General features: G+C 69.1%; 1 protein-coding gene. It reads right to left on the bottom strand.

Annotation, left to right across the window (positions count from 1 at the left end; all coding sequences use genetic code 11):
- Positions 1–223: TSUP family transporter (locus E4K09_RS19695; protein ID WP_166802406.1), on the bottom strand; the 223-nt coding region annotated here is incomplete at both ends.

Below are 223 nucleotides of genomic sequence, written 5' to 3'. Positions count from 1 at the left end.
GAGCGCCAGGGGCGGCTGGAAGGCGATCACGTCGGGGTACTCGGCCATGTGCGGCCAGCCGGCATAGACGTAGCCGAGCGCGCCCGGGATCGAGATCAGGATGCCCAAGCCTGAGGAGGTGGCCACCGCCTGGTGGATGGGGCGGCTGTAGAAGGTCATGAACAGGTTCGAGAGCTGGCCGCCGCCGATGCCCATCAGGGCCGACAGCAGGCCGATGAGCCCG

The organism is Microvirga pakistanensis, from assembly GCF_004458765.1.
GTDB classification, from domain to species: Bacteria; Pseudomonadota; Alphaproteobacteria; order Rhizobiales; family Beijerinckiaceae; genus Microvirga; species Microvirga pakistanensis.
The sequence above is the reverse complement of the archived record's forward strand: the minus strand, read 5'-3'. Positions and strand labels throughout refer to the sequence as shown.